The organism is Bradyrhizobium sp. McL0616, assembly GCF_049993385.1.
In the GTDB taxonomy this organism is placed as follows: domain Bacteria; phylum Pseudomonadota; class Alphaproteobacteria; order Rhizobiales; family Xanthobacteraceae; genus Bradyrhizobium.
In genome coordinates this window covers 4,669,623-4,687,082 of the sequence record NZ_CP188255.1, presented here as the reverse complement: position 1 = coordinate 4,687,082, position 17,460 = coordinate 4,669,623, and the positions used below count along the sequence as shown (strand labels likewise).

At 64.0% G+C, this 17,460-nt stretch carries 17 protein-coding genes; 8 read left to right on the top strand and 9 right to left on the bottom strand.

From position 1 onward, the window contains the following. Positions 1–73 precede the first annotated feature (73 nt). On the top strand, positions 74–787 hold the full coding sequence (gene queC, locus ACPPVR_RS22805; protein ID WP_426608828.1) for a 7-cyano-7-deazaguanine synthase QueC: 714 nt from the start codon (positions 74–76) through the stop codon (positions 785–787). On the opposite strand, the gene ACPPVR_RS22800 is transcribed toward queC, so the two are convergent. The 3 genes from ACPPVR_RS22800 to nthA are packed head-to-tail and all read right to left on the bottom strand — an operon-like array spanning position 784 to position 2,449. Further along, the gene (locus ACPPVR_RS22800) at positions 784–1,158 is read right to left on the bottom strand and encodes a nitrile hydratase accessory protein (protein WP_426608827.1); all 375 of its coding nucleotides are present in this window, start codon (positions 1,156–1,158) and stop codon (positions 784–786) included. The genes queC and ACPPVR_RS22800 overlap by 4 nt on opposite strands. Further along, positions 1,158–1,817, bottom strand: coding sequence for a nitrile hydratase subunit beta (gene nthB, locus ACPPVR_RS22795; protein ID WP_426608826.1), 660 nt, complete (start codon positions 1,815–1,817; stop codon positions 1,158–1,160). Before nthB ends, ACPPVR_RS22800 begins: the two co-directional genes overlap by 1 nt. Further along, positions 1,814–2,449, bottom strand: coding sequence for a nitrile hydratase subunit alpha (nthA, locus tag ACPPVR_RS22790; protein WP_426608825.1), 636 nt, complete (start codon positions 2,447–2,449; stop codon positions 1,814–1,816). The genes nthB and nthA overlap by 4 nt, the downstream gene beginning before the upstream one ends. A 122-nt stretch (positions 2,450–2,571) precedes the next feature. Here nthA and ACPPVR_RS22785 point away from each other — a divergent pair, with 122 nt between their 5' ends. The 4 genes from ACPPVR_RS22785 (at position 2,572) to ACPPVR_RS22770 (ending at position 7,020) form a co-directional block, all read left to right on the top strand. Further along, on the top strand, positions 2,572–3,378 hold the full coding sequence (locus ACPPVR_RS22785) for an enoyl-CoA hydratase/isomerase family protein (RefSeq protein WP_426608824.1): 807 nt from the start codon (positions 2,572–2,574) through the stop codon (positions 3,376–3,378). A 140-nt stretch (positions 3,379–3,518) separates the two neighbouring features. Continuing rightward, positions 3,519–4,994, top strand: a complete 1,476-nt coding sequence (locus ACPPVR_RS22780) for a DASS family sodium-coupled anion symporter (RefSeq protein ID WP_426608823.1) — start codon at positions 3,519–3,521, stop codon at positions 4,992–4,994. Between the two features lie 237 nt (positions 4,995–5,231). Then, entirely contained in the window at positions 5,232–6,365 is a 1,134-nt protein-coding gene (locus ACPPVR_RS22775) for a methionine ABC transporter ATP-binding protein (RefSeq protein ID WP_426608822.1), read from the top strand. After that, positions 6,355–7,020, top strand: a complete 666-nt coding sequence (locus ACPPVR_RS22770; protein WP_426608821.1) for a methionine ABC transporter permease — start codon at positions 6,355–6,357, stop codon at positions 7,018–7,020. Before ACPPVR_RS22775 ends, ACPPVR_RS22770 begins: the two co-directional genes overlap by 11 nt. A 119-nt stretch (positions 7,021–7,139) precedes the next feature. Here the strand turns inward: ACPPVR_RS22770 and ACPPVR_RS22765 are convergent, their stop codons facing one another. Then, positions 7,140–8,126 carry a helix-turn-helix domain-containing protein gene (locus tag ACPPVR_RS22765; RefSeq protein WP_426608820.1) on the bottom strand — a complete coding sequence of 329 codons (987 nt, stop codon included), beginning with the start codon at positions 8,124–8,126 and terminating at the stop codon, positions 7,140–7,142. A 179-nt stretch (positions 8,127–8,305) separates the two neighbouring features. On the opposite strand from ACPPVR_RS22765, the gene ACPPVR_RS22760 reads away from it, so the two are divergent. Together ACPPVR_RS22760 and ACPPVR_RS22755 are read left to right on the top strand one after the other, a co-directional pair. Next, positions 8,306–9,502 (top strand): serine hydrolase domain-containing protein, encoded by a 1,197-nt coding sequence (locus ACPPVR_RS22760; protein ID WP_426608819.1) that lies wholly within the window; start codon positions 8,306–8,308, stop codon positions 9,500–9,502. 15 nt (positions 9,503–9,517) lie between these two features. Then, entirely contained in the window at positions 9,518–11,515 is a 1,998-nt protein-coding gene (locus ACPPVR_RS22755) for a primary-amine oxidase (RefSeq protein ID WP_426608818.1), read from the top strand. A 35-nt stretch (positions 11,516–11,550) separates the two neighbouring features. Here ACPPVR_RS22755 and ACPPVR_RS22750 read toward each other — a convergent pair whose 3' ends face one another. After that, positions 11,551–12,003, bottom strand: coding sequence for a universal stress protein (locus tag ACPPVR_RS22750; RefSeq protein ID WP_426608817.1), 453 nt, complete (start codon positions 12,001–12,003; stop codon positions 11,551–11,553). 155 nt (positions 12,004–12,158) lie between these two features. Here ACPPVR_RS22750 and ACPPVR_RS22745 point away from each other — a divergent pair, with 155 nt between their 5' ends. Beyond that, complete coding sequence (locus tag ACPPVR_RS22745; RefSeq protein WP_426608816.1) at positions 12,159–12,986, top strand: hypothetical protein; 828 nt, start codon at positions 12,159–12,161, stop codon at positions 12,984–12,986. Here ACPPVR_RS22745 and ACPPVR_RS22740 read toward each other — a convergent pair. The 4 genes from ACPPVR_RS22740 to ACPPVR_RS22725 all read right to left on the bottom strand — a co-directional run bounded on the left by ACPPVR_RS22740 (position 12,983) and on the right by ACPPVR_RS22725 (position 17,361). After that, complete coding sequence (locus ACPPVR_RS22740; protein WP_426608815.1) at positions 12,983–14,179, bottom strand: M24 family metallopeptidase; 1,197 nt, start codon at positions 14,177–14,179, stop codon at positions 12,983–12,985. The two genes, ACPPVR_RS22745 and ACPPVR_RS22740, sit on opposite strands and share 4 nt — an antisense overlap. A 374-nt stretch (positions 14,180–14,553) precedes the next feature. Next, the gene (locus ACPPVR_RS22735) at positions 14,554–15,477 is read right to left on the bottom strand and encodes a glycosyltransferase family 2 protein (protein ID WP_426608814.1); all 924 of its coding nucleotides are present in this window, start codon (positions 15,475–15,477) and stop codon (positions 14,554–14,556) included. Further along, on the bottom strand, positions 15,474–16,397 hold the full coding sequence (locus ACPPVR_RS22730) for a glycosyltransferase family 2 protein (RefSeq protein WP_426608813.1): 924 nt from the start codon (positions 16,395–16,397) through the stop codon (positions 15,474–15,476). Before ACPPVR_RS22730 ends, ACPPVR_RS22735 begins: the two co-directional genes overlap by 4 nt. A 10-nt stretch (positions 16,398–16,407) precedes the next feature. Further along, complete coding sequence (locus ACPPVR_RS22725; protein ID WP_426608812.1) at positions 16,408–17,361, bottom strand: glycosyltransferase; 954 nt, start codon at positions 17,359–17,361, stop codon at positions 16,408–16,410. Between the last annotated feature and the right edge of the window lie 99 nt (positions 17,362–17,460).

Sequence of the window (17,460 nt, the reverse complement as noted above, 5' to 3'; positions counted from 1 at the left end):
CCAGCATAACGCTGCGGAACAAGCTGCTTTCCACCGATTGGCGGGCGCGGTCCGCGGTGCTAAAGCGCGGGCCATGAGTGACGCATTTTCATCCGAAACCGCGCTGGTGCTGTTTTCCGGCGGCCAGGATTCCACCACCTGCCTCGCCTGGGCGCTGAGCCGCTTTGCGCGCGTGGAGATGCTGGGGTTCGATTACGGCCAACGCCATGCGGTCGAGCTCACTTGCCGCGACCGGCTGGTCGATGGTCTCAAGGGCCTGCGCCAGGATTGGGCTGTAAAGCTCGGCGAGAGCCACACGCTGTCGATCCCGACCTTAGCTTCGATCTCGGACACGGCGCTGACGCGCGATGTCGCGATCGCCATGGGCGCCGATGGGTTGCCGAACACGTTCGTGCCCGGCCGCAACCTCGTGTTTTTGACGTTCGCCGCGGCGCTGGCCTACCGGCGCGGCATCACCCACATCGTCGGCGGCATGTGCGAGACCGACTATTCCGGCTATCCCGATTGCCGCGACGACACCATCCGCGCCATGCAGGCCGCGCTGTCGCTCGGCATGGCTCGTAAATTCGAGCTGCACACGCCGCTGATGTGGATCGACAAGGCCGCGACCTGGAAGCTCGCGCATGACCTCGGCGGCGAAGGCCTCGTCGATCTCATTCGCGAGCAGTCGCACACCTGCTATCTCGGCGAACGCGGCGCGCAGCATGAGTGGGGCTATGGCTGCGGCGAGTGCCCGGCCTGCAGCCTGCGGGCGAAGGGGTGGCGGGAGTATGTGGCGGCGAGCTAGCCAAAATCCTCAGGCCGCAGCTCGATCTGCTTGCCGTGCGGGGTGCGGTCCGCTGCGTGGTCCCAGGCGTCGCGGTAGCGATGCAACGTCTCCGTCGATGCGACGCCCTTGCGCGCGACCAGTCCCTCCAGCGTGGCGAGCCAGTGCAGATAATAGGTCTCGCCCGTATCGGGGTCGCCGGCGGCCTGCGCGCGTTTGATCTCGGAGGCCAAGGCTGCAGCCCATTCAGGCCAGGTGAACACGCCGCGGTCATGCAGCGTCAGTGCCATCGCAAACGCATGCGCCTCCCAGGGCGCGCGGAACACCGGGCCGTCATCATCGCGCGGAATGCTCGGTATTGCGGCCGTGGCAGCCGCAGCGCTGCTGCTCATCACGCCGGGTCCAGATAGGGCTCGAACGCGTCGATCGAGACTTTTAACGTCGGATCACCATCCGCGCCCCAGAGATCGCTGCCTTCGAACACGACCGTGTAGAGCCATTGCGGATTTTCGCCGAGCTCTATTGCCGCCGAATCCGGAAACACGTGGCAGCCGTGGTTCAGCTCGACAACACCGACATGGCCGCGCACATAGCGCGGCAGGCGGGTGTGCGTCGACGGATGAATGTTTTTCGCACGCACGCGGTCGCCGATGTTGAATTTCGCCTGGGCTGGAGCAGGGCGGGCGAACTTGCCGCGCACCATGCTGGGCTCGACAGCCTCGAGCTTCAACTTGCCGTGCTTGAGCGCCTTGGCCGGCTGCACCGCATGACCGGCGGCGACATCCTCCCTCGAGATATAACCCTTCTCGATCAGCATCTCCTCGAGCCCGAGGAACCATTTCTTGTAGTAGGAGCTCGACAGATAGACGTGCGGCGGCAGCGTCTCGCGATAGAAGCGCGAGGTGTCGATGTTGAAGGCGCCGGCCGCGCCCATCGCGCGCACCATCGCCAGCACGCGACCTTCCCACTCCGCGTGGAACACCGGCTCATTTGGCTCGGGCTCGACCTTGCCGAACCCGTCCATGCCGCCCATGTCGTGTACGCCGTTCATGACGGCGCTCCGGGCGTTTTGGCGAAGCCGGTGCCGATCATGGAGTCACGCGTGACAAGTTCGGCGAGTTGCTCCTCGCTCCAGCCGTCCGTGCCCTCAGGGCGCATCGGCAGCACCAGGAAACGAGTCTCGGCGGTGGAATCCCACACTCGAATTTCCATGTCCTTCGGCAACGCGACATCGAAATCGGCGAGCACGCCGCGCGGGTCCTTCACTGCGCGTGAGCGATAGGGCGATGCCTTGTACCAGACCGGCGGCAGCCCGAGCATTTCCCAGGGGTAGCAGGAGCACAGCGTACACACGACCATGTTGTGCCGCTGCGGCGTGTTCTCGACCACGACGAGATGGTCGCCGACGCGGCTGACATGGCCGAGCGTGCCGATAGCCTTGCTGCCGTCCTCCAGCAGCGCGGTCTTGAACGCGGGATCGGTCCAGGCCTTGGCGACGACGCGCGCGCCATTGTGCGGGCCGATCTTGGTCTCGTAGGCCTGGATGATGGCATCGAGCGCGGCCGGCTCGACATAACCTTTTTCGGTCAGGATCGTCTCGAGCGCGCGCACGCGCAGCTCGGTCTCCGACAATTCCGAGTGATCGTGGTCGTGGTGATGATGTTGGTCGTGATCATGGCTCATGCGCGGAAGATTAAGCGAATCCTTCCCTGCCTGTCGAGCCTTCGTTGCAGCGCAATCCAGCCACGTATTCGTGACGTCGTTTGTGCGCTAACATCAGCGAAAATCAGCTTCGGAGAGGCCTGATGAAAGAATTCGTCAAGATCGAGAAGGGCCACGGGCCCGAGGGGCGGATCGCCATCGTGCGGTTCGACCGCCATGACGGCATCAACGCTTTGTCGCCGGAGGTGCTCCGCCAGCTCACAGCGGCGGCGCGCAGCTTTGAGGACGACGCGGCGACGTCTGTGGTGGTCTTGACAGGCAATGCGGGCGCGTTCAGCGCCGGCTTCGACCTCAAGGACGCCGAAGGGCGCTCGCGCAAGGAGATGGACCTCGGCACGCTGCGGCGACATCTCAAGCTCGGGCCGCGGCTGACCCATGCCTGGCAGGAGATGGAGCAGATTACGATCGCAGCCATCGAAGGCTTTTGCGTCGGCGGCGGCGTCGCGCTTGCGGTCGCGCTCGACTTTCGCGTCATGGGCAGCGATGCGCATCTGCGCGTGCCCGAGATCGGGCTCGGCATGAACATGAGCTGGCAAAGCATCCCGCGCATGCTGCATCTGATCGGCCCGGCACGCACCAAGCAGGCGGTGATTTTGGCCGATGAGCGCATCAGCGCGGACCAGGCCTATGAATGGGGCCTGGTGGAGCAGGTCGTCGATCCCGGCAAGGCGTTCGACGCGGCGATGGAGCTCGCCTGGAAGGTGGCATTGCAGCCGCCGCTTTCGGTCGCCATGACCAAGCTCACCGTCAACCGGCTCGCCCATGCGCTGGATGATCTCACCAGCCACATGGATATCGACCAGTTTGCGCTGGCGAGCCTCAGCGAGGACCACAAGGAGGGCGTCGAGGCCTTCCTCTCCCGCCGCAAGCCACGCTTCAAGGGACGGTAGAACCGGCTTGGCCATTGATCCTTGGCCATTGATCTTGGACCATTGATCATGCCGCGCACAGTTCGTATACGCCGCGCGGGGACAAACACGCCTAGGCCAACGGGCGCGGCGCGTGCGACGAAATGACAGGGGGAGGGCTCATGACCGCCAACACACAGGCGTCCGAGGCGAACGGGTTTCGCTGGAAGCTATTCGCGCCGCTCGTGGTGTGGCTCGCGATCTATCTGTGGCCGGTGCCGGCGGGTCTCAACGTCAATCAGTGGCACTATTTTGCCGTGTTCGCCGCCGTCATCACCGGGCTCATTCTGGAATCGATGCCGGTCGGCGCGGTCGGCCTGATCGGGCTCACGGTTGCCGGCGTCGGCGGCTATATCGATCCTGATCCCGCCAAGTCGCTGCGCTGGATGCTGGCGGGCTTTGCAGAGAGCACGGTGTGGCTGATCGTCGGCGCCTTCGTGTTCTCGATCGGCTATCGCAAGAGCCAGCTTGGCCGGCGCATCGCGCTGGTGCTGGTACGACGCCTCGGCACCAACACGCTCGGGCTCGGCTATGCGGTCGCGATGTCGGACTTTCTACTCGCGCCGGCGACGCCGTCCAACACCGCGCGCAGCGGCGGCATCGTCTATCCCATTATCAGCAATATTCCGCGCATCTACGGCTCCGAGCCCGGACCGACCGCCGGCAAGATCGGCACCTATGTGATGTGGACCGCGTTCGCTGCGACCGCGATCACGAGCTCGCTGTTCTTCACCGCGCTCGCGCCCAATGCGGCGGCGCTCGCAATCGCCAAGAAGACGGTCGGGGTCGATGTCAGCTGGGGCCAGTGGTTCATCGGCTTTGCCCCGCTCGGCATCCTGCTGATGATCCTCGTTCCGCTGCTCAGCTATGCGATTTGCCGGCCCGAGGTGAAGCACAGCCCGGAGATTTCCGAATGGGCGGCCAAGGAGCTCGCGGAGATGGGCCCGATGTCGCGCAACGAGTGGATCATGCTGGCCTTGATCATCCTAGCGATGTTCCTGTGGATCGCGGGCTCGAGCCCGGACATCCATGTGCCGCTGCTCGGCTCGAACTTCGTCAACGCCACCACCGTCGTGTTCATCGTGATCTCGCTGATGCTGGTCACCGGCGTGATCGAGTTCGCCGACATCGTCAGCGAGAAGAGCGCCTGGGAGGTATTCTTCTATTTCACCTCGCTGCTCACGCTGGCCTCGGGCCTCAACGAGATCGGCTTCATCAAATGGTTTGCCAACGAATTCGCAAAGCCGCTCGTGGGGCTCTCGCCGTCGACCGCGATGATCCTCCTGGTCGCGCTGTTCTTCTGGATTCACTATTTCTTCTCGAGCATCACCTCGCACGCAGCCGCCGTGCTGCCGGTCGTGCTCGCGGTCGGATCGGGCATTCCCGATCTGCCGGTCGCGACGCTCGCGATGCTCTGCATGTATTCGCTCGGCCTGATGGGCGTGATCTCGCCTTACGCGACAGGGCCCGCGCCGATGTATTACGGCAGCGGCTATATCGGGAAGCGCCAGTTCTGGGGCTTTGGCCTGATCTTCGGGCTGCTCTATTTCGCCGGACTGCTGGTGATCGTGATGCCCTGGTTGCAGATGGTCCGGTGATCCCGGCCGGAGGTTGATACCCCCGGCAGACGAATTTTCTTCGCCGGGGAGGGTTTTGGAAAACTTCATCCAACACCCCGCAAATATCTGAAATTGCAAGAGAGACCGCCCCGGGCGATAGTATGTTGCAATGCAGCGTTGTTTTGCCTGGGCGATCTGCCGCTGTTCCACCTCCCGTCGCTTGGATAGCGACCTGGTTCTCGTGCGCCTTTCGGGCGGACGAGCTAATGATCGTGCATGAAAGCCGCTTCCATGAACGCGCACCCATCGCTGGTGGTCGGAGATCCCATCGAGACCCGAGACGCGCCCGCCGCGCGCGAAATCGACCCGATGGTCCGTTTCGCCGGCATCTCGAAAACCTATCCGGCCTATCGCGGCAAGCCCGGCGTCGATGCGCTCGAAGGGATCGACTTCGCGATTGCGCGCGGCTCCATCACGGGCGTGATCGGGCGCTCCGGCGCCGGCAAGTCGAGCCTGGTCCGGCTCATCAACGGTCTGGAGAAGCCGACCAGGGGACATGTCGTCGTCGACGGCCGCGATATCTCCGCGCTCGCAGGCCGCGAGCTGCGGCTGGCGCAGCGCTCGATCGGGATGATCTTCCAGCATTTCAACCTGCTGTCGTCGCGCACCGCAGCCGCCAATATCGCGCTGCCGCTCGAGATCGCCGGCTGGTCCAAGGCCGACATCCGCGCGCGCGTCGCCGAGCTACTCGACCTCGTCGACATCGCCGATAAGCACGACCGCTATCCGTCAGAGCTCTCCGGCGGCCAGAAGCAGCGCGTCGGCATTGCGCGGGCGCTGGCGACGCGGCCGAGCGTGCTGCTGTCGGACGAAGCAACCTCCGCGCTCGATCCCCAGACCACGCGCGCGATCCTCGATCTGCTTGCGAACATCAACCGCGAGCTCGGGGTGACCATCGTGCTGATCACCCATGAAATGTCCGTCGTGCGCCAGCTCGCCAAGGAAGCGGTCGTGCTCGACGCCGGCCATGTCGTCGAGAGCGGCCACGTCGCCGATATCTTCACCCATCCAAAGCATCCGATCACGCAGTCCTTCTTGGCCGAGGTGACCGGCGACAGCCTGCCAGTCTCGCTGGCAAGCCGGATCGTGCCGGAGCCGGTTGCGGGCAGCCACGCCGTGCTCCGTGTCCAGGTGCGCGGAGCAGGGGCGGGCGACACGCTGATCGCGCGGCTGGCCCGCGAGCTCGGCCTCGACGTCTCGCTGCTGTCGGCGCGAATCGACGAGATCGGCGGCCAGCATGTCGGCTCGCTGGTGCTCGGCATTCCCGGCGGCGAAAGCGCGGCGACGCGCACGCTGGCGTGGCTGTCTCAATATCAATTCTCGGCGGAGCGTCTCGGCTATGTCGCCTGAACTCATCAATCTGATCGTCCTGGCCACCGGCGAAAGCCTGTACATGGTCGGCATCGCCGCGCTGCTCGGCACCGCCTTCGGCCTGCCGCTCGGCGTCTTCCTCGCAACCAGCCGGAAAGCGGAACTGTTCGCGGCTCCCACCGTCAATCGCGTGCTCGGCATCGTCGTCAACGCGACGCGTTCCACGCCCTTTATCATCCTCGTCGTTGCCATCATCCCGTTCACGCGACTGGTGGCCGGCACCTCGATCGGATCGACGGCGGCGATCGTGCCGCTGACGATTGCGTCGACGCCGTTCATCGCGCGCCTCGTCGAGGCTGCGATCCGAGAGGTCGATGGCGGCCTGATCGAAACCGCGTCCTCGTTCGGCGCATCGCCGCTCCAGATCGTGTTCAAGGTGCTGATCCCCGAGGCGCTGCCGGGCTTGTTGCTGGCGTTGACGCTCGCAGTCGTCAGCCTGCTCGGCTACTCCGCCATGGTCGGCGCGGTCGGGGGCGGCGGCCTTGGCGATCTCGGCATCCGCTACGGCTATCAGCGCTTCATGCCGGAGATGATGTTGGCCGTCGTCGTGGTGCTGATCGCGCTGGTGCAGCTCGTGCAGAGCGCGGGCGATTATCTGGCACGCCGGGTCAACCGCCGGCTGCGGCACCGCTAACACAAGCTTCCCAACCTCGGGACATCCATGCGTTTTCTCGCAACCCTTGCGGCTGCAGCCTTGCTTGCGTGCACAGCCCGGGCCGAAACCATCCGCGTCGGCTTGATCGCCGGTTGGCCTTACGCGGCTCGCGCGCGTCGCAGCGTCTCCGAGGGCAGCTCGGAGAAGTGCCGCTTGTAGTCGAGTGAGAACTGGCTGAAGTGCCAGAAGCCATGCTGCACGGCGACGTCGTAGATCGAAGTCTCGGCGCCGCCGGCGCGTTTGAGGTCGCGGCGCACGCGATTCAGGCGCATCGCGCGCCAATAATGCATCGGGCTTGAGCCCAGCACCTCCTGGAAGCAATAGCCGAGCTTGCGCGGGCTGGCGCCGACCGCCTTGCAGACCTCCAAAAGCGAGAGCGCGCGATCCCCGCTGCCATGCATCAGCTCGCGGGCGCGATCGACGGTACGCTTGCGCGCGGTGGCGCTGCGGCCGGGATCGCTCGGCCGCGCCGTCGGCAGCATGTCCATGATTTCGACGAGGAGGGCGTCCTCAAGTGCTTGCCGGGTCGTCGGATCCTCGAACTGCCTTGGCGCAGTTGTGATGGTCTCGTGGATCGCAGCGAGATGCGCGCGCAGACGCGCGACCGGCGCCTCCGCCATCTCGATCGCCCGCAGTTGGTGCCAGACCGCGCGCGGCAACGCGATATCGAGGCGCGCGGCAAGCGCCTCGATCAGCGCCGCGCTGGTGACGACGCCGCGGAGCTCGAACGCCTTCGGCGTGCACATGTCCACCTCGGCGTCGATGCAGGTGATCACCTGCGCGCCCGCGACGCTGGCCCCGTTGCAATTGACCTCGCCATCGCCGTGCCAAGGCAGGCCAATGCCAAAGCTGTCGGCACCGAGCTGGCCGTATTGGCGGACCTGCTGGCTGGTGATCTCGCGGAACACTTCGACGCGGGGGAGCGAAAGCTGGGTGAAGCTGCCCAGGAACGCGCCGGCACTGATCTGGTCGTAATTCAGTCGCCAGCGACCGAGCGCGGCGCAATGTTCATCGACATCCGAGCTGCTCGCCTGGAACAGGCCGGCAGCCGAGTCCTGAATTGGAGGAGTTGCGCTTAAGGCCATGACCATACGTCGGAATCTGTAAGCCGAGCACCAGCAAGAACCACGCCAGACTGGCACGGCCCACGCTCCTGTCCAGCAAAATATTGCGGGATTTCGATAACGCCGGATGGCGCCTGGGTGCAGTCTTGCTCCTTGCCGTTCCCGACACCGGAGTCGGGATGGCCTTGCGGAGGATCGAGATGCGACCGACCGAGATCATGCGCGGCAGCCCGCCCGCGTCCGAGGCCCAGGTGACCCGCGCCAACTGGCGCAGCTTCCCCGCGATCCGCTGGGGCTTCACCCATACCCGCGAAGTGCTGCCGACCGCCGAAATCCGCCGCTCGGCACAGCCAACGGCGATCGTCAGCGCGCCGCGCGAGCTGGCAAAGCTCGGCTTCACTGCGCCCGATGGCAAGCCGACCACCATCGAGGCCACGCTGCGCGAGACCTTTGCCGATACGCTGCTCGTCATGCACAGGGGCACGCTGATCCACGAATGGTACGGCGACGGCATGAGCGTGACCACGCCGCATCTGATCTGCTCGATCAGCAAGGCGGTCGCCGGTACGCTCGGCGGCGTGCTGGCCGCGCGCGGGCTCGTCGATCCGGAGGCGAGGGTGGTGCGCTACGTGCCAGAGCTCGAGAGCTCGGTCTACGGCACCTGTACGGTCCGCAACCTCTTGGACATGGCGGTCGCCATCAAGTTCGAGGAGGACTACGAGGACCCCGCGGGCGATGTTGCGCGCTATCGTTTTTCGTCAGGCTGGGACGTGCCGCCGCCCGGCGTCGACCCCGGCCATCAGCGCGCCTATCTCGCCACACTGCGCGGCACCGGCAAGCCGCATGGCAAGGTGTTCCACTACGTCTCGACCAACACCGAGGTGCTCGGCTGGGTTTATGAGCGTGCCTGCGGCATGCCTTACCATCGCATCCTGTCCGAATATCTCTGGCAGCCGATGGGGGCTGAGGAGGACGGCTCTCTCACGCTCGATAGCCACGGCATGGGCCGCCTCGCCGGCGGTATCTCCGTGACCGCGCGCGACCTGCTGCGTTTCGGCGAAATGATGCGCAATCGCGGCGTGGTCGATGGACGGCAGGTGGTGCCGGGATGGTGGATCGACGACATCCGCGAGAACGGTGATCCCAAGGCCTGGGCTGACGGCGACCTCGCCGAGTACTTCCCGGGCGCGCGCTATCGCAGCAAATGGTTCACGATCGATCCGGCGCGCGACGCGCTCACCGCGATCGGCATCCACGGCCAGCACCTCTATGTCGATCTCGACTCGGACACCGTCATCGTCAAGCTCGCAACGCAGCCGAAGGCGATGGACGTCCCGATCGACCAACGCTGGTTCGCGGCTTTCCGCGCCATCACCACGCATCTCGCTCCGCGCTGATCTCTGGACATCACAATGCTCGATAGTACCAAAGCCAAATCGTCGACGCAGACCGCGACACCGCATCCGCTCGATCCGTTGACGGCCGCCGAGATTACAGCCGCCTGCACGCTGGTACGTGCGGCCGCGACCTCGCCGGACAACTGCCGGTTCCCGACGGTGCGGCTGGAAGAACCGACCAAGCAGGAACTGGCGGGTGAAGCAGGGCTGCCGCGCCGTGCTTTCGCGCTGACGCTTGACGTGACGACCGGCGAGGCGATCGAGCACATCGTCGACCTCGGCCGCAACGAGATCGTTGCGCGCAGGGTTATCCCAAACCGCGAAGCGCCCTATGGCCAGCCCCCGGTGATGCTGGAGGAATTCTTCAAGTGCGAGGCCGTGGTCAAGGCCGATCCTGGATGGCGCGCAGCGATGCTTCGGCGCGGACTGACCGAGAAGGACATCGAGCGGGTCCAGGTCGACCCGTTCTCCTCGGGCTTCTTCGACTTCGAGTACGAGCGCGGCGCGCGCATCGTTCGTGCCGTCAGCTTCTTTCGCGAGCACCTCCAGGATAACGGCTATGCCCATCCGATCGAGGGCGTCGTTGCCGTCGTCGACCTGATTGCCGGCAAGGTGATCGACCTCACCGACGCGGACCCGATCGTGCCGATCCCGCGCAAGAAGCGGAACTATGGCGCCCATGAAGTCACGAACCCGCGCACCGACATCAAGCCGCTGCATATCGAGCAGCCGGAGGGCGCGAGCTTCAAGGTCGATGGCTGGAAGGTCGAGTGGCAGAAATGGAGCTTTCGCATCGGCTTCACGCCGCGCGAGGGACTGGTGCTGCATCAGCTCGGTTACCAGGATGGGATGCGCAAGCGTTCGCTGATCCACCGGGCCAGCGTCACCGAGATGGTGGTGCCTTACGCCGATCCGACCGCCAATCATTTCTGGAAGTCGGCGTTCGATGCCGGAGAATACGGGCTCGGCATGCTCGCCAACGCGCTCGAGCTCGGCTGCGACTGCCTCGGCAACATCCATTATTTCGACGTACCGGCCGCCGACAACAAGGGCGAGCCCTTCGTCATGCAGAACGCCATCTGCATGCATGAAGAAGACTACGGAATTGCCTGGAAGCACTATGAATTCCGCAACGGCCTGTTCGAGGTCCGTCGCTCCCGTCGTCTCGTCATCTCGTTCTTCGCAACCGTCGGCAATTACGATTACGGCTTCTATTGGTATCTGTACCAGGACGGCACGATCCAGCTCGAGACCAAGCTCACCGGCATCATCCAGACCGCCGCCGTGCTACCAGGCGAAAAGTACAAATGGGGCGGGATGGTCGACGACAATCTCGGCGGCCCGACGCATCAGCACTTCTTCAACGTGCGCATGCACATGGATCTCGACGGCGGCGGCAACACCGTCAGCGAGCACGACTTCGTGCCGCGGCCCTGGGGCCACGACAATCCGCATGGCAACGCGTTCGACACCACGACGCGCGTGCTGTCACGCGAGCGCGATGCGGCGGCGATCGCCAATGGCGAGACCGGCCGGTTCTGGAAGATCAGCAATCCCAACGAGACCAATTCGGTCGGCAATGCGCCGGCCTACAAGCTCGTCGTCAATCCGAGCCCGCTGATGCTGGCGCAGGAGGGCAGCTACGTGCGCAAGCGCGGCGGATTTGCGGCCAGGCACGTCTGGGTCACGGCGTTCGACAAGGACGAGAAGTACGCCAGCGGCGACTATCCCAACGTCCATGCCGGCGGCGACGGCCTGCCGCGCTACGCCGCGCAGAACCGCAATATCGAGAATGCCGATATCGTGCTGTGGCACTCCTTCGGCCACACCCATGTCTGCAAGCCCGAGGACTTTCCGATCATGCCGGTCGAATATGCCGGCTTTGCACTGAAGCCCACCGGCTTCTTCGCGGCCAATGCGGCCGGCGACATCCCGCCGGACCGCAACAGCCGAAGCGTGCTGGCAGGCGAGGAGAAGGGTGCTAGCGGAGGGGCGTGCTGTCACAAGGGGTAGGACGGCCCGTCCGCTTCGTTCACGGATCGTAATGGCTACGGCACGACCAGCACCGGCACGCTTCCATTCAACAGGACCTCGGACGTCTGGCTTCCCAACAAGAACTTCCTGAGGCCGCGACGCCCGTGCGAGGCCATGACGATCAGATCGCAACCTCTGGACTTTGCCGTTTCGACAATCGCGGTGGCCGGGTGCGCATTGGGAACATGCAGGAGCTCTGCCGATGTCCCGATCTGCTCCGCCACGGCGCGCGCGTCAGCGAGCACCTTGTTTGCGCGCTCCTTGCAGGCTGCGTCGAAACTATCGACCTCGTCCTGCGAGGGAATCCATCCCGAATCGTGTCCACCCCCATAATCGATCGGCAACGGCTCCGTTACGGTCATGACCGTCACTTTGGCGTTCAAGGCCTTGGCCAGGGCCATGCCGTGCTCGACGCCTTTTCTGGCGACACTCGATCCATCCGTGCTCAACAGAATATTGGCGTACATTCCATGGCTCCCTTGCTGGTCGAACGTGTTTCCCCAGGCGCCCCTCGCCAGTATGGTTCGGTCCTTGCCGCCGGTCTATCCGTTATCGAGGATGAACCTTCTGGTGAAACGAGGCCACAAAGGCTGGAGATCGTTTCCAACCCGCGGGATTGCCGATGAAGTGGCTTGCCTTGCTCTGCCTGTCCCTGTTCGCCGCGAGCGCAAATGCAGCCCCGCCCGAGCAGCACTATCTCGACCTGCGCGACCGCGGCATCGCCAAGTTCTCGAAGGCCACGGAGAACGACGAGACCACCAAGCAGCACGACGCGGCGATCAATGAGCTGACCGGCGTGCTGCGCGGCCTGATCGGACCCGTCACCATCAAGGGGCTGCCGGCGGACGCAAAGTCCAACGTGGACACGTTGTACAAGGGCGACTCGGGCTTCGGCCATCTCGACGGGCTCGGTTTCGCGACGGAAGGCGACAAGATCCAGGCGGTGGTGACCACGACTGGGCTGCTCAAGCACTGGCTTGCCGAGCATCGCAAGGACGGCATGCCCCAGGAGATCGACGCCGCGTTCAAATCAGACAGCTTCTATTACGCCGCGATCCAGGACTCCGCCTTCGGCAAATACGCGGAGCTGCCGATCACGAAGCCCGCATCGGCGAGCGTCGCGGTCGCCGTGCTGGGCCTGCGCGGCAATGGCGATATCAAGGGTGCGCCGACTGAGATCGACGTGATCGTGATCCAGGGCGAGAAGGTGTACTTCGTCGCCGCCAGTGATGCGATCAAGACGGGGACGATCCCGGCCTGTGAGGCGGTCTGGAAGCAGGGGATGGCAAAACCCATCGACAAGAAGGACCCGCGCGGCGACATGACCCGCGAAGACAATGCCATGACCGCGTTTACCCAGTGCTTCGCCAGGGCGGCGCCGAGCCAGACCTGGTTCGCGGCGGCGGTGAAGAAGGCGCAGGCGCAGCTCGACATGCTGCCGCTGCGCTAGCGCGCGCCGCCGCCCAAATTCCAGCCCCGGCCACCTTCGCCAAAAATCTCGTACCCCGCCGCCGTCACCACCACCGTATCCTCCAGCTTGATGAACCCTCGCTTGGGATGCTTCATCGTGGTCTCGATCGACACCACCATGCCGGGCTCCAGCGGCAGCCGAGCGTCGACATCGTCATAGGGAACCGGGCCCTTGGCGGTCAGGCGAGGGGCCTCGTGGCTGACGAGGCCCATGCCGTGGGCCAGGAAGTCGGTGCAGCCGTGTTGGCTGATCTGGCCGAGCTCGCGCTCAGCTGCGACGTAGATGTCGCCGCCCATGGCGCCCGGCCGGACTGCGGCAAAGGCCGCGCGCTGGACCGCTTCGATCTCGGCGAGATAATCCTTCTGCTCCGTGTCGGGATCGCCGAGCACGGCCATGCGCGCGAGGTCGCCGATATAGCCGTGATAATTGCCGCCGGAGTCGAGCGACAGCACGTCGCCTTGCTCCCAGCGCTGCGATGACGGCGCGCGGTTGTGGCTGTTGCCGCAGGCGAGCAGGCAATACTCGAACGTCAGTCCGCGGTTGGCTTCGGCGACGCGCAATGCATCCGACAATTGCTGCTTGGTCGTGCCCGGGCCGTGTTTGGAGATCACCTCAAGCATCGAGGCGATCACCAGCTCCGAGGCTGTCTTGAGCTTTGCCAATTCATCCGCCGACTTCACCGCACGCAGCCGCTCCAGCACCAGCAGCGCGTCCTTGAGTTCAGCGTCGGGCAGGGCGTCCGCCAGCGCCTTCCCTGCGTCCATCGGCAGGAACGCCATCTCGACGCCGATCCGCTTCATAGGCACGCCGGAATCCTTCAACGTTGCAACGGCGCGTGTCATGGCATCGACCGAGCCGTTGGACTCGGTGCGAACCTGCGGTACCCAGGGCGGTACGACCGCGCGCTGATGGGTCTCCAGCCGGTGGCCGATATAGGCAGCCTTGTCGGGCGCGCCTTTGGGATAGACCAGCACCGGCAGATAGCGGCTGACGCCCATGGCGTCCATGTAGTCGAAGAAAATCGCGCGCTCGGCCCCTAACAGGTACTGCACATTGTGCTTGGAGGTCGCGATCAGGACATCGATGCCGGCGGCGTCCATCAGCCTGTCGAGCTTGGCGGCGTCGAATGAAATGGCGCGCGAGGTGCTCGCGCGGGCGACGTTCTCCTGCATGACAAAACCTCCCAATGGCGGCGCTGCTCGAGCGGCTGCGTCCGTTGTCTGGGATTGATTGTGGGCCGGGAGAGGGGTTCTGGATAGCCTGTGACTCGGCCGCCAGAGCTTCTTCACCAAGGATTGAGCTTGCCGGCACTCGGCCGACACTCTGATGCAGCATACCGTTTTGTTCGCAGATCATTCCGATAAGGCATTAGTGCTCGCAGCGCCGCACGTCCAATGTCGCCGTCTCGCAGTGCCGCCGGTGGGCACGAATCGCTGGAAGGCGCCTCAGCGTTCAACCCGCGCGAATGGATCCTTTGACGCTAAGCCGGCTCTTCAGCGCGCCGTTCGAGCCCCCGCGGTCGAACCGTCGCGCCTCACTGGATTGATCACAGGAGGCGGAGCAGACGCATCGACTCGCTGGCGATATGGCCGGCTTCGGCTGAGGATACGTTGTTCAGGACCAGTTCTCGGAGCCGATCAATCAGCGATTGGCTGTTGATCCGCCCGCGCTGATAGGCTTGGTAGTGTTGAAAGCACCGATCATAGATGACCCGAATCGACTGTTCGGTCTGGTCGCGGAACTGGGATCCTAATCCCGTGCTCGCGGATCGGGTCAGGGATCCCGGACGGATACTCCGATGATATAGTGCGAGAGGTGTGTGCGACACGCGTCCGGTCATCAAGATCAGGTTCGTGAGGAGCGCATCATAACTGACGCGAAACCCGCCATAATAGCCACCCAGGCGTCGCAGGGCCTCGGTGCGATAGAGCCCATGATGGGGCGCTCGATAGACAAAGTCGGGCGTAATCCGCGTTCTGAGAACGAGGCGGTGCGGCGAAGGCTGATCCGTAACCACCGAGGTCCATGTGACATCGGCGACCGCTCGCGGCCCCTGTGACGCCGTCACATGCAACTGGCCGGATACGGCGAAGTCGGACCTGTCGGCTTCTATCATCCCGAGCAGGCGCGACGCCCGATCCGGCCTGCTCCAGTCATCGGCATCCTGAATGAGAAAGTACGGCGAGGCTGTTGCGTTCAAGACGATGGCTGTCGCCATATAGGGGCCGCCGTTCGTCGCAAGATCGAAGCGGACCAGCCGTGGGTCGCCGATGTCGCGAAGCCAATTCCAGGGAGGCGTCGGGTCGCCGTCGTTGACCACGATGACGGTGAGGTCGCGAAACGTTTGCTGCAACAGGCCTTCGACAGCTCTCCGGACGATGGCTCCGCACCCATGGTAGGGAATGCAGGCCGTGATCGTGCGGCTCCGTTTGCCCGGCTGTTTTGCCCGTTCGTGCTGCGGGAAATTCACGGGACAGTCTCGGCCCGTCGTGTCGGATCAAGACACCTTTTGAGTCGGAGCGTCTCCGCTGCCATGATCCGGCGTTCGGCATTGGTGAGGTGGCGGGTCGCGGTCCGCGCGATAAGTTCACAGAAGGACCTGCTGTCCATCTCGCCCTTACTGAATCGGCGATAGCAATCAAAACATGATCGATAGATGCCTGAAAGCCTGGCTTGAATCTCTTTGGCGTACTGTGATCTGAAACCGGTCGTATCCGCATGTGTAAGCGAGCTTCCTCTCATCTGGCGATAATATAGCGGATGAGCGACGTGAGAAACGCGTCCGGTCATCATGATGAGATTGGTGAGGAGGGTGTCGTAGGATATTCGGAAACCTCCATAATAGCCGCCGATGCGGCGCAATGAATCGGTGCGGAAGAGTCCGTGGTGCGGCGCCCGGTAGCGGTAGACGCCATTCAGCCCCGGGCGATAGGTGAATTGTGCTTCGGAGGTCTGCTTTGGCCGAGAAGCGAGCCATCGCACCCCCAGGATGCGGCTGCCTGCGTTCGTCAAGACGTACTGAGGCTGCGCGGAAAAGGCGAAATCCGAGCGGTCGCGCTCGAGGTAGTTTAGGAGGACGCTCGCGCGTGTGGGCGCGCTCCAATCGTCCGCATCCTGGATGAGGAGATAAGGCGCCGTCGTCGCTCCGGCCACCAAGGCCGTCGCGAAGTAGGGGCCGCGGTTGATCGGCAAATCGAAGCGGACTAGTCGCGGATCCTTGATATCGGCCAGCATGGGCCAGGGCGGGTCGGGATCTCCGTCATTGATGACAATGACCGTGATATTTCGATGCGTTTGGGTCAACATGCAGTCCACCGCTCTTCGGACATGCGTCCGACAGCGGTAGTAGGGAATGCAAGCGGTAATAGGTGTCTCGGATAAATGCCGCATCGGCATCGCCTCACGCCGCACTTTGGCCGGTGGCGTCCACGATCTTGAACTGCCGAACGAAGTCGGCGAACGTGCGGGGCAAGATTCGTTCGAGCAGCGAACGGCGGTTCCAGACGTCGCCGACCCAAGCGCGGCGAAGAGCGTCCTTGAACAAGAGCGGAAATTGGTTCGAGTAGTAAGTCAACATCTGCTCCATCCTCATGCGATCCAGATACAGCAGGCCGAACCGAATGTAATTGTAGACAAGTGTTGGTTCTATTGTCTTGAGGAACGGCTTCTTTTCGGAAGCAGACTTGAAGTGATGCTTGAGAACAAGACCTGGAATACAAACGATTTCGGCTCCGCTCAACCAAACGCGTACACTTAACTCAGGCTCCGCCGCACCGTAGATCGGCATCGCGGTGTCATAGCCGCCGACGCGCCGAAACAGCTCGGTCGGAATGATCGTCCCTGTGCTGGGGCTCAAGGGCACCGCGTTCCCGTGCGGGTGAAGCGTCCTGACCCAGTCGAACCCCATCGACGGCACATGCAGAGTCCCGCCAAAGCCCACGAATTGCGATTCCGCATCGGCGATAGCGGCGCAGATGACACGGCCCGGGCCGATGTGGTCACGGATGGGATGGTCCCAGCAGCGTGGGAACCGGACGTTCGCGTCGGTCATGAAGAGGATGGGGGCCCGCGCCAGCCCGGCGCCGACATTGCGGGCATACGGAATGCCCGACCACCGTGGCAGGCGAACGATTTCGATCGACGCATGATTTCGATCAGACGAGCAGGCCTTCAATGCGGCAGAACAACAACCGTCTGAAGACGCATCGTCGATGACAATGATCTGGATGGGGAATGGGCATGACCGGTTGTCCATAATCGAGGAGATGGTCGACCGGAGCCGACGCCCTTCATTCCGCACGGGAATGACGACACTGATCAGGGGCGGAGATGCGACGCGGCGTGCTTGGAACACATCATCCCCAATCGCGTGAGCCAGATCCGGATTTCGGGTCTCCGCTGGCTGGCCGGAGCTACGGTCGCTTGTTTGGCGGCCCTGCTCCGCGGGCCGCGG